This is a genomic window from Yersinia kristensenii, assembly GCF_900460525.1.
In the GTDB taxonomy this organism is placed as follows: Bacteria; Pseudomonadota; Gammaproteobacteria; order Enterobacterales; family Enterobacteriaceae; genus Yersinia; species Yersinia kristensenii.
This window is the reverse complement of record NZ_UHIY01000001.1, coordinates 3038327-3051343: the sequence shown is the minus strand read 5'-3', so window position 1 is coordinate 3051343 and position 13017 is coordinate 3038327. Positions and strand designations below refer to the sequence as shown.

Sequence of the window (13017 nt, the reverse complement as noted above, 5' to 3'; positions counted from 1 at the left end):
GCTGTTGTGATGATGACCCTGAACGTGTCTGACGACAGAGATAATCCGTGAGGTTTGCCCCTTGGCTACCCTATTTGCTCACACAGAGTCTGTTGGTCAGTCATTCCGTGTCAGCAGCAGATGAGAGCAAGCAAGACGAATATGTATTTGAAGATGCGCTATTGCGCGGCTCATCTCTCGGCTTGGGCTCCATCTCTCGTTTTAATAAAAAAGACAGTTATGAAGCAGGCAAATACCAGGTTGATATCTATATGAACAGCAAATTTGTTGATCGTATCGAGCTGATGTTTATCACCAAAGGTGACGCTGTTGTTCCCTGTTTATCAGTGTCACAGTTGCTACAAGCGGGCGTTAACGAAAATGCGCTAGAAAACGCCAAGTTGGAAGATAACTGCCTGGATTTTAAAACTCTCCTGCCTGCCAGTGACTATCATTTCGATTATGCCAAATTGCGTTTTGATTTATCGGTCCCGCAACTGTTTGTTAAGCATGTCCCGCGTGGCTATGTTGACCCCCGTAATCTTACGGCAGGAGAAACCATTGGTTTCAGTAATTACAACTTAAACCAATATCATGTGAGCTATAACAAAGAGGGAATTAAACGCAGCACCAATTCAAGTTATTTGAGTTTGAACAATGGTATCAATGCAGGGATGTGGCGTTTTCGTCAACAAGGTTCTTTGCGCTACGACGCGACTCGTGGGGCAGACTGGACATCTAACCGGTTGTACAGCCAACGCGCCCTGCCCAGCATTGGCAGTGAAATAACATTGGGTGAGACATTCAGCTCTGGCCAGTTTTTCTCCAGTCTGGGGTTTAGCGGTGTGGCTCTAAGCACCGATGACCGCATGTTGCCTGAGTCCCAACGGGGCTATGCTCCTGTTGTCCGGGGGATTGCCCGAACCAATGCCAAAGTCACGGTATATCAAAACAATCGGTCGATTTACCAAAGTACCGTTTCACCCGGCCCATTTGAATTCAATGATTTATCTGCCACCAATTTTGGTGGTGACCTGACCGTTGAGATTCAGGAAGCCGATGGCAGTATCAGCACCTTCCAAGTGCCATTCTCCTCTGTACCTGAATCATTACGCCCCGGATATTCCCGCTACAACTTCGCAACCGGCCAGGTTCGTGATATGGGTAGCCATGAAGTATTCAGTGAACTGACTTACCAACGGGGGGTCAGTAACGCCATTACGGCCAATACTGGGGTGCGCATCGCTTCCGGATATCAGGCCGTTATGCTAGGAGGCGTTTTCACTCACTATATTGGGGCTTTAGGGCTGGATGCGACCTATTCACATGCCAGCCTCCCCGGTAATGCCAATTCACCCGATAATAGTGATTCATCCAACAGTACAAAACAGAATGGCTGGATGGCGCGTGCTTCTTTCAGCCGTACCTTTGAAGCGACCAACACCACATTATCCGTAGCGGGCTACCGCTATTCCACTGAAGGTTATCGTGATTTAAGTGATGTATTGGGCATACGGGCAGCTAGCCATGGCAAAGTATGGAGTTCAGGGACTTACCAACAGCGCAGCCGGGCTGAGATATCCCTTAACCAGAATCTCAATAATTACGGTTCGCTGTATTTAACCGCCTCTTCGCAGGATTACCGTAATTCGCGCAAGCGGGATACCCAACTGCAATTGGGTTATGCCAATACCCTATGGCGCAATACCAGCGTTAACCTTGCGGTTTCCCAGCAAAAAACCGGTGGAGGCAACAATGAAACTTACTTTGTCGACCCCGGCAGCGGTATGCCTGCAGCTAATGGAGCTAATCTCCTCGCGACCAATGAAACCGTGGTACAAATGTCCATTTCATTCCCATTAGGAGGCAGCCCGCAAGCACCTTATATCTCCGCCGGAGCGGTCAACAGCCGGGTCAGCGGTGCGAGTTATCAAACCTCCCTCGCCGGTGTGATGGGTGACGATCAGTCCTCCAGTTACAGCATGGACTTCGCGCGCAGTGAGCAGACCAAAGAAAACACCTTTAGTGGCAGTTTACAAAAACGTTTGCCGAGTACCAGCCTGAGCAGTAGTGCATCGCGCAGCCCTGGTTATTGGCAAGGTTCCGCCAGTGCGCGTGGTGCGGTGGCATTCCACAGCGGCGGAGTCACGTTGGGGCCGTATCTGAGTGATACCTTTGCGCTGATAGAGGCTAAAGGTGCCAGTGGGGCCAAAGTGATGTATGGACAAGGGGCGAAAATTGACCACTTCGGTTATGCCTTGGTCCCAACCTTGACACCGTATCGCTACAATACCATCACCCTCGATCCCGATGGGATGGATTTCAATACTGAACTTCAGGACGGCGAGCGGCAAATTGCTCCTTACGCGGGTTCAGCGGTGAAAGTTAAGTTCCGCACTCTCAGCGGATATCCCCTCTTAGTGACGGTCAGATTATCTGATGGTAGCCAGGTGCCTATGGGCGCGGTGGTTTACAGCACTGGCGGCACCACTGATAACAAGAATGGCGATACCTCCCCAAATCTGGAGATCGGGATGGTCGGCCAAGCCAGTCAGGCGTATTTACGTGCTGAACATGCCAGTGGAACGCTCCTATTGGTCTGGGGGGATGCCGCCAATGAAAGTTGCCAGTTAGATTACGATTTAGGCACGCCGAATAACGATAAACAGCTGTATAAACTCGATGCCTTGTGTGTCGTTGCCCAGCATTGAATCAGAGAAACAGTATGAATCCTATGACACGCTACCGCACTAATCTCTACCGAAGTAAGTCCCTTTTTTCCCATAGCTTGCGATTATTTTTATCACTCGTTTTATTGAGTTTCGCGGTGCCCGGTTATGCCCAATGTGTCTGGAAAGGCGCGAATATCGGCGGCGATAATTACGGCGCTTCATTGCAACTCGGCAGCATCAATATAACTAGCAACTACATTCAACCCGTTGATTCAATTCTGGCTTCCAGCATCATCAGCCTGGTACCTGCCCGCTTCTGGTCAGACCCTGAAGCCGTTATCTATGAGTGTGATGTGGCCGATAAAGACAGTTTATTTGAAGTATTTGCCACTAATGGCGATAGCAATGTCGGTGGCTACACCAATATGGGTGACAACTATTTTCAGACCTTTTTCCCTTATACCGCATTAAAACTGACTCACGTCGATAGTGGCATCGAGTTCAACCGAATCTGGCAGCAAGTCCCGCTAAAAAAATACGATGTGGTCGGCAATAAAATTCAGATTAAGGGTAAACATTTCAGCCAAATCCGTGCCGAGTTGAAAAAAGTGGGATCGGTGGATCGCACTCCAGGCCCTTCCAGCTGGGGGTGCCCTGGACCTGCGGCAGATAACTATTCCGGTAGCTACACTTGCAATCAACCCAATGGTTATGTGGTGTTCAAAGGCCCCGGCATGCCCGTGCCAGAAACCGGGTATGATTCAGCGACTAATTATCAGACTTGGGGAACGGGTCGCTATATGGCATTTGGTATGAATACCTCACCGGTTTCTATCCTGACACGTAAAAATACCTGTGTAGTGCGCAATGTTACACCCTATGTGGTTTTCCCCATTATTACTGTCAATGAACTCAAAGATAATCAAACACGTAGCGCAGAAATCACGGTCGATATCGAATGCCAATCCGGCACTGAATCGGGTATTAATCGTGGACAGACGGCGCTTGGCATCCAAACATCATTACCGGGGTATCTGATAGCGCAAGGGTTGGGGTTGGTCAATTCTGCTGGCGGTGTCAGCTACTTACTTTCCGACCATTATGGCACTGATAGCCGTATTGCCACGGGCGTTGGGATCAGCCTCAGTGACAGTAGCGGAAATGCCATGAATTTTGTTGGCTGGGGTGGGTGTATCAGCAATTGTGCCGCCACGACCAGTGCCGGTTGGTACCCGATTCTCACCGGGGCCAGTGCCAATGGCAGTCATGCCGCGGGGTTCAACAATTATCTACATCACTTTACCGCCACATTAAAAAAACTGCCTAACGGCACCCCTACCGCCGGTAAAATCGATGCCACAGCCTATGTTTTGGTGAAAATACAATGAGATATCTTTGTCTATTTTTACTGATATTCAGTGTTAATCAACCGTCTATCGCTGGCCTCGTTGCAGCCTCAACCCGAATAATTTATCAGCCAGAGTCACGCGAACGCACGTTGATGCTGGCGAATACCAATGATTACCCCGTCGTGGTGCAAACCTGGGTGGATGATGGGGATGTGGATAGCACGCCAGACCAAGCCAAAGCGCCCTTTATGGTGCTACCCGCAGTATTTAAAATGCAGCCGGGTGCTGCACAAGGGCTGCGCATCATTAATAAAGGTGACAACCTGCCCACGGATCGGGAATCAGTGTATTGGCTTAATTTGTATGAAATCCCACCCAAATCAAGCCGTAATACTGAGGCTTATGCTCAAGTGGCGATGGCAATGAACACGCAGATGAAGATTTTCTATCGCCCTAATGGATTAACACCTAAACCAGATGAAGCGATGAAAAAGGTTAGTTTTACCCTACAAAAACAAAACCAAATATATGTTCTCATTGCCCATAATCCCACGCCATATCACGTTTCTTTCGGTCAGATTCAGCTAAAAGATCGCCAACAAAGTTATACCATCGCGCAGGAGATGAACATGATGATGACGCCTTTCGCCCAGCGACAATATCAATTTGAGCACCCGCCTACATCACTCAACGGTGAACTCACCTTGGACTCTATTTATTTTGATGATGCGGGTAACCAAGTAAAAAACAGTCAGTTAGTCAAAGTGACACCGTAATACAGCCCAATAAATTTGAATGAAAATCAAATAGCAAGACTAGAAAATGCACAAGTTTGCTGAAAAACAAGCCAATAAGCTCATTCTCTCAGCAAACGCGCATTTTTAATGTTTTTCTACTTTGACAAACGCCACCACCCCCGCTATTATTCGCCTCGTTCACACGATTCCTCTGTAGTTCAGTCGGTAGAACGGCGGACTGTTAATCCGTATGTCACTGGTTCGAGTCCAGTCAGAGGAGCCAAATTTATGTTTTCATGCATCTTCACGAATCTTTATACGATTTAGATTCAACGAGTTAGTGTGAAAAGTCTTCCCGATGCATTTTCATTTCCCCCTACGCATCGGGCAAGATTGGTGGTCTGATTTGGGGTCATTTCAGTTCGATTATGGAGTGACCACCATATATCTCTGAACGACACAAAAATCCGCAGCTTAAAACCATCCGCTAAACCCTTCAAAGTTTCCGATTCTCACGGCCTGTACCTTTTAGTCAATCCAGGCGGTTCACGTCTACGTCTCGCAGAAAGAGCCGCTCGCTCACCGGAAAAATATTTCAAGTCAGTGACATAAAAGCAACCGAACATGGTCGGAGAACCACGCCGCTCGTCTTTTTGCCAGCATGAACAACCCTATTTCCCCGATAATTGGACACTTTCCGGCCACAGAACTGAAAATCCGTCATTTTATCGACCGACTGAAAGGCATCGCGAAAAAAGGTCTGCTGCGGGGTATCGACATTGACGTAACACTAGGTGGCAACAGTTTTACAAGTAAAAGAGACATTCTGTTCGGGAAATGTATCCGATGGGAAGAGAATATCAATCCGCACCAGCCCGGTTAATCGAACAACTGTGGGATAAACTGCTGTATGCCTAGTTTTATCGCTTCTGCCAGCTACTGGAATAAAGCTAGCCGGATGCGCCCTTAGACAACCACTGACAGGTCAGGAACGATCCTGTGCGTTTTCGCCCCTATCCGGGCAGGGGCCAGTGAAGTTGTTCAAGCTAATATAGTCGCAATTGTACGGAGTTCTGAATATTCGTGAATTATTATGGATCAATTTTGCTGGTCGTCAATTTCTAGTTCAGCCGCTATTTTCTCGCCAATGAACTCTTTGTTGCGGCTAACAAACCAATGGTCGCCATGTACCAAATACTGTTGGAAACGAGATGTGGTCTGCTCCGCCCACAGTGCCATTTCCTCTGCCTGAGTCACCTCATCCTCAATGGCAGAGAATACCGTGATTGGGCAAGATAACGGAGAATCATCCTGATAGTCATAACTCATCAACAATGGCATATCACGACGCATCCCTGGCAGGACTTTATTAATAAAATCAGCATCATCAATGTAAGATAATAAACCGAGTATTTTCTGTGCCGAATTACTGGTGATACTACTTTCACGCATTGTATCCTGATTCTTCCATTTTCCAGTTAGTTGTGGCGGCATAGTAGCAGAAGCAAAGAAATGTATCGGCGTTATACCGTATTTCCGACGTAATAATCGGCACAACTCAAAAGCAATAATCCCGCCATAACTATGACCATAAATAACCACCCCTCCTTGCCAATTATGCTGCTGTTTATCTTCCGCCAAAACATCTATGAGGACTTTCTCCAAATCATTAAGCAATGGGGTAAGGTGTGTGTAGAGAGCATCATGTAGGCGATTTTCTCTACCTGGTAGTTGTACGCTATAAACCTCACAATCCTCTGGCGGATTATATAAAAAATGAGCAAACATGGTGGCCCCAGCCCCCATAGAAGGAATCATAAAGAGTTTATTTTTTTTCAGCACGTCACCTTCTTTTCTCCTGATACATACGAACCATTTATTGACTACTTCTACCTCTTTATCAGAAGTAATTCCCGAGTCGTCTGAATCAACAGCATTCGTTTCTTGATTATTACTCAGCATCTGTTTTAGTTCTGAAGCCAGTACCAATAAACTTGGCCCTTTAGCTATTCTCATGAGTGGATAATTAATCTCAAGTTTCTGCTGAATCCAATGGCGCAACTGGTTCAGCATCAAAGAATCCATCCCAATGGAAGCTAACGATTTTGTTGATTCAATTTTATCAACAGTACAGCCCAAAATTTGTGCCAATGCTTGGGTGAGATGTTCAAGCAACTCCCGTTCCCCACCAGAGATATCCATTGCCTGAATTTTACTCCGTAAACTTTCGCTCTCTAATTGAGTATTTCTGACGCCATTTATATTTTTCGATAACAAGTGAGAAATGCGCTTATCCGAGCGTAGGTGTCTGAAATAATCAAAGAAACGCGGCCAGTCAATATTGGCAGTCATCCTGGTACTCACACCATCAAGGATTATCCGCTCAACGCTAGCAAGTGTTTGCTTTAGCGTCATAGTCAATAATCCCTGACTTTCAAGCACATTAATGATCAAATCAACATCTCGCGACATTCCAGCAAATTCGCCAAGAATACCGAAATTAACACTTTGTGCAGGTAACCCCCTCATACGCCGATAATCAACTAATTTATCAACAAAGTTATTTGCTGCTGAATAAATGGATTGCTCAGGAAAACCGAATATTGATGTCATGGAAGATATAATCAAAAAGAAATCAATGTGTTTATCTGGTAGCGCTTGATGTAAATTCCATGCCCCCATTGCCTTCGCTGAATATGCTCTACTAATATTCTCCCGTTCAATATTTTGGATGGTATTGTTATGCAATACCGCTGCGCTATGAATAATGCCACCTAGCGGGCCTAAAGCTTTTGCTTGAGTTACCATTTCAGCCACACTTGTCACGCAAGTGATATCAACTCGGAGCAAGAGTATCTGCACCTGACGTTGTTGTAGAGAATGTATAATAGCTCTGTCATAATCGGTTTTTGGCCCTCCGCGACTGGCGAGCACCAGTTTTCTGGCACCTTTATCTACCATCCATCGTGCCAGTTCAATTCCAAAACCTGTAGTACCTCCGCTAATCAGGTAGACCTTGTGCATATTCAGAACCAAATCCGTAGCAGGCAAGGCATTAATTGTTTGATTCTCCATATTAATAATAACTTTACCAATCGGTGTACCTTGTTCTTGATAAGCTAATGCAGCAGGTAATTCGTTGATAGGGAACGCCATAAAAGGCTGAGGAGGTAGTAAAGTGAGACCTTCACTCAGGTTGAGAACATTATTAAGAAGTTGCTTTTCAACTCCTGGAGTCTCGCCCCTCAAGTAAGATATATCCACCCTAAAGTAGCTGACATTACGGTTCCACAACTCTTGAAAAACAACCATATCCCCAACATTACTTTCGGCAATATCAATAAAACGACCAAGAGAATTCAAACAACGAATACCTTGAACAATCCCCCTACCCGTTAAATCATTGAGTACAACATTCACTCCCTTTCCATCCGTGTCGTCCATAATCTGGCAGTAGAAATTAAGTGATTGGCTGTCATACACAAATTTAATACCGAGACCTGATAAAAATATACGTTCAGTCTCTGTATCTGCGGTAGCAAAAATAACAACATTCAGTTTTTGAGCAAGATGGATAGCGGCAATTCCCAATCCGTTAGTCGCATGGTGGATAAGGAGTCTTTCGTCTGACCTGAGACCCGCTAATGAACATAGACAATGATAAGCAGTTAAATAATCAATAGGTAACGTTGCAGCTTGATCAAATGAAAACTGTGCTGGTTTATGAACGACATAATCCTCCCCCAGAATAACTGAACCAGCAATTGTATTTCCCGCTACTGCTAATACCTCATCACCACATTTAAATTGACTGACAATTGAACCGACCTGCGTAATTATACCGGAACATTGTTGCCCCAGTTGTTCATAAATCCCATTACCACAGTTTAAACTGGCTGCTTTAATAGCAATTTCAACCTCATTATCCTCCAGATTCGGAGCCATAACCTGATAAAACTGTGCTGAACTGAAATTACGTGGTATAGCCAAAAATGCCTGATAATGACCACTACTTGCTACTAATTCTTTAGTCAATGTATATGAATCGATTTTTTCCAGTCGCCTAATAAATAATAAATCATCACGCATAGCAAACTCACGCTCATTCCCACCAGAGGTTACTGAGGAAATTAAATTTGCTACTTGCTGTAATTCTTTACTATTAAGGCAACTGACATCTATAGTTTTACATACAGCCATTGGATATTCGTTACTCATCACTCTGGCAAGTCCAAATATTACTGACTCAATGAGATTTATTTTTTTATCTTCCGCAACTACCCTCTCTGAAGAATTAGTTAGATACCATATTATGGTTTGTAATTTATTTTCCATGATAGCATAATGAACATTCAGTATTTTCCACATCAATTCTTCTGTTCGCTCGTAAAGACATTCTACTTCTGTTCTACCGAAAGGAAGTGTTATAACTACCCTTCCTATCGCTGGGTAACGAGATTTTATTTTTTGTACTGTCTGTGTTACTGCTTGCCTATCTTGTAAATCTACTGACCAACCACATTCTTCAAACTCACCCAATGTAACGAGATTAATATTAGCCTCAGATAAAGTATTAATTAACTCAGAATGTTCAAAACTATCATCACCAATCAACAATATATCAATACCTGAGGCAGGTTTGACATTAAAGTCTGTTGCCAAAACCCATTGATGTTCATAGCAATTTTTATAGCCAATGTTCTCTTCATTCTGACGAGAACCAACAATATACTTCAATCTTAGCCCCCAAAATTCAGCAACCGTTGAGCCATCATCATTCAATATAATGATATTTCCTTGCAAAAAATCCGGAGTATTTTCAATAATAGTTAAATAACTCCAGACTACTCGGCTATTAGGTGACTCATAGAAAGTATAACGTTCGGTATAGACAGGTAAATAAACACCAATCTCAATATCCGGATCCTCTAGTCTGGCAGCATAGATGATGTGGCCACACGTATCTAATATACTAGGATGTAATAAAAAATCTTCACATTCATATTCTAAACTAGGATGCAATATTATTTTAGCTAAAATCTTACCAGGAGATACCCAAACACTTTCAACTGTTTTAAATGTATGTCCGTAAGAAAGACCTCCGCGTTTTAATCCGTTATACATTGGTTGAATAGGTAATCTGTCATTAATTTCAGTCTGTAATTCAGACAACGAAACAGCAATAGGTGGTTTCTTCTCATCCAGACAATTCATCCGCCCTGATGAGTTTATTACCCACTGAGCATCATTATTACAGCTCATTATACAATAGCGACCTTCATCTGAATAAACCTCTAAACTGGCCTTTATTGCTTCTGCCTCTCCCGACAGAAATAAACCGGCTTTAAAGTGCATATCCTCCAAACAATTAAATTTACTACCAAAGGCTTTACGAGCTGCAGCTGTAGCCAATTCAAGATGCCCTGTCGCAGGGAATATTGCAATGTCATCCATCCGATGATCACCCAAATAAGGATCAGCATATTGATCCAGAAAAATAGTGTAAATATGGATGGCCGGACTAATAGCTGAATGGTGGTGGTGAGTAAAATGAGGATGAAAACGGTGCTGTAAACGCTGATCTCGATGAATGCGGTTTTCATTCCAAAAGCGGCTTTGTTGCCAAGGATAACGTGGCAGATCATAAAGGCGCTGTGCTGCGGGACAAATTTTATCCCAACTCATTGGCACACCTGCAACGTACAAAGCTCCCATAGTCTGCCAGAACCGTAAACTCTCATCTTCCTGGCGACGTAGCGAGGGATAAACCTGCGCCTCAATACCACGTTGCACAAAAACTTCCTCGACACTATTGCTCAAGGCGGGATGTGGCCCAATTTCAATAAAGATATCAAAACCCTCATTTAACATTTTTTCCAATGTCTGTGAAAAATAAACAGTCTGCCGAGCATTCTTATACCAATAGTCTTTTTCCAAGTGAGTACCGTCTTCTTGCTGGCTGCTGACGGTGGAATAGAGAGGAATATGTGCTTTTACTGAACGAATATGGCTGAATGAATCAATAAATTCTTGTTGTAACGGAACCATATGATGAGAATGGTAAGGGACTTCCACTTTCAAAAAACGGTAAAAAACATCGTGGGATTCTAATGACCGAATCAGTGAGTCAAGCGCTGATTGATCCCCAGACAAGGTAATGCTTTCAGGGCCATTAACCGCAGCAATAGAAACCTTATCTGCAACATCAGCAATGAGTAATTCCGCACTCTGCAAGGTCAAACCAACAGCCAGCATACTGCCCTTGCCTATTGCAAGATTGAGAATACGGCTACGCTGATAAATTATCTCAACGGCTTGCTCAAGGGTTAATGCGCCCGCAGCATAAGCCGCAGCGACCTCTCCCAACGAGTGCCCGATAACGCCTTCAGGCTCTATACCATAGGATTTCCAAAGCTCGGTAAGCGCTATCTGAATTGCCATCAGAGCAGGCTGTACAACCCAGGTATCATTAATATTTGACTCAGCTTGCGGACGATTCATTTCATCTAATAAAGACCAGCCAGCCAGTGTTAAGAAAAGCCGGTCTATTTTTTGAATAAAAAGCGCAAAAATCGGTTCAGCAGCAGCCAATTGACGCCCCATCGCATACCATTGCGGGCCTTGTCCGGTAAAAATAAAAGCTATCCGAGGTTTTTTCTCACGAAATTTTGAATACTCTACACCGCTGGCGGTATTTCCTTGTAAAAACCCCTCTATCTTGTTAATTAAATCCTGAGAATCACAGGCAACAATAGCGATACGATGACGTAAATCTGACCGATGTTTACCCGAATTAAAACAAATATCATTTAATGTTGACTGGGTTTTTGATAAATAATCTTGATAAGAATTTAATAGCTGTTTTAACGCAACTTCAGTATGTGCGCTACAAGTAAAGACCCTTAACAAAGATGATATATTATCTCGATATGAAATTAGATGATTTTTCGATATTCCAGAGGGACTCTCGATATATTCTTCTAATACGACATGAGCATTTGTTCCCCCTGCACCAAAGGAATTGACGCCACCAACCCGTGGACTACCATCAACTTGCTCTGGCCACACTTGATTATTATCAACCACTTTAATACCCCAATTATCAAAATCAATATTAGGGTTACCTTTTTTAAAGTGAAGATTCGCGGGAATATATTTATGATAGAGGCACAAAGCGAGTTTTATTAGCCCAGCAATACCGGAAGCTCCTTCAAGATGGCCAATGTTACTTTTTATAGAACCTATTAATAACGGTAGGTGGTCAATCCTCGGCTTAAATACATTAGCGAAGGCTCTTGCCTCTAGAGGGTCACCAATCGCGGTTCCTGTGCCATGCGCTTCAATAAATTGTACTTGGTCGACATTAATATTAGCATCTCGATAGGCAGTATGTAACATATCTGTTTGTGCTTCGCTGCTAGGCACAGTAAAACCTTGAGCAGTAAAACCATCAGAATTACAGGCACTACCCCGGATTAAACCGTATATCTTATTATCGTCAGTAATTGCCTTTGATAGCGTCTTAAGATAGACCACCGCGACTCCTTCACCGCGTACATAACCGTTAGCACTTTCATCAAATGAACGACATTCACCATCAGGGCTAAGAAAATTGCCCTTCGACAACATTATTGCCATCGCTGGATTAATATTGAGACTAACCCCACCACTGATGGCGGAATCACATTCCTGATGCCAAATACATTGACAGGCATGGTGTACTGCTACCAATGAAGTGGAACAAGCAGTATCAAGAGTGACACTGGGCCCCTTAAGGTTATAAAGATAAGAAATACGATTTGAAAGAGAGGTGAGGGAAGTTCCCATTGGGGCATGTGGAGTAATTAAATAACGGTTATTGCTATCGGCAAGTATATCCTGATAATCATTAGCGAATGAACCAATATAGACAGCCGTTTTAGAACCTTGGAATTTATCTAGCGTGTCCCCCGAATCTTCTAATGCTTCATGCGTGCTATGTAATAATAGTCTTTGTTGTGGATCTATATTTTCAGCCTCCTTCGGGTATATATTAAAAAACTCGTTATCAAAAAGGTCGACACCTTCAATAAACCCTCCTCTAGCTACTTTCATCTTCCCAGTCTTATTTGGATTAGGATCGTAATATTCACGTATACTCCAACGATCTGGAGGGATATCTATAATACCACTAATATTTCCAAGTAATAACATCCACAAATCATCCGGCCCCAAAACCTTTCCAGGCATACGGCATCCTATACCAACAATAGCTATTGGTTCTTTAAAAATAGGCATTTA

4 protein-coding genes, 1 tRNA gene and 1 pseudogene are annotated in these 13017 nt (G+C 43.8%); 5 read left to right on the top strand and 1 reads right to left on the bottom strand.

Going from position 1 to position 13017, the window contains the following annotated elements:
* Positions 1–47 precede the first annotated feature (47 nt).
* From DX162_RS13915 to DX162_RS22590, 5 genes and pseudogenes are all read left to right on the top strand, one after another.
* The gene (locus DX162_RS13915) at positions 48–2690 is read left to right on the top strand and encodes a fimbria/pilus outer membrane usher protein (RefSeq protein WP_032819068.1); all 2643 of its coding nucleotides are present in this window, start codon (positions 48–50) and stop codon (positions 2688–2690) included.
* Positions 2691–2704: 14 nt separating this feature from the next.
* Positions 2705–4039, top strand: a complete 1335-nt coding sequence (locus tag DX162_RS13910; protein ID WP_032819067.1) for a fimbrial protein — start codon at positions 2705–2707, stop codon at positions 4037–4039.
* Positions 4036–4776, top strand: coding sequence for a fimbrial biogenesis chaperone (locus DX162_RS13905; protein ID WP_032819065.1), 741 nt, complete (start codon positions 4036–4038; stop codon positions 4774–4776). The genes DX162_RS13910 and DX162_RS13905 overlap by 4 nt, the downstream gene beginning before the upstream one ends.
* A gap of 168 nt (positions 4777–4944) precedes the next feature.
* Positions 4945–5020 (top strand) — tRNA-Asn (locus tag DX162_RS13900).
* 161 nt (positions 5021–5181) lie between these two features.
* Positions 5182–5503: pseudogene (locus DX162_RS22590) on the top strand (Arm DNA-binding domain-containing protein); the annotation flags it as partial.
* Positions 5504–5835: 332 nt separating this feature from the next.
* Here DX162_RS22590 and DX162_RS13890 read toward each other — a convergent pair.
* Complete coding sequence (locus DX162_RS13890) at positions 5836–13014, bottom strand: type I polyketide synthase (RefSeq protein ID WP_004388876.1); 7179 nt, start codon at positions 13012–13014, stop codon at positions 5836–5838.
* Positions 13015–13017 lie beyond the last annotated feature (3 nt).

Coding starts and splice junctions, on each gene's coding strand:
- DX162_RS13890 (WP_004388876.1), bottom strand. CDS start 13,014: ATGCCTATTTTTAAAGAACCAATAGCTATTGTTGGTATAGGATGCCGT.
- DX162_RS13910 (WP_032819067.1), top strand. CDS start 2,705: ATGAATCCTATGACACGCTACCGCACTAATCTCTACCGAAGTAAGTCC.
- DX162_RS13905 (WP_032819065.1), top strand. CDS start 4,036: ATGAGATATCTTTGTCTATTTTTACTGATATTCAGTGTTAATCAACCG.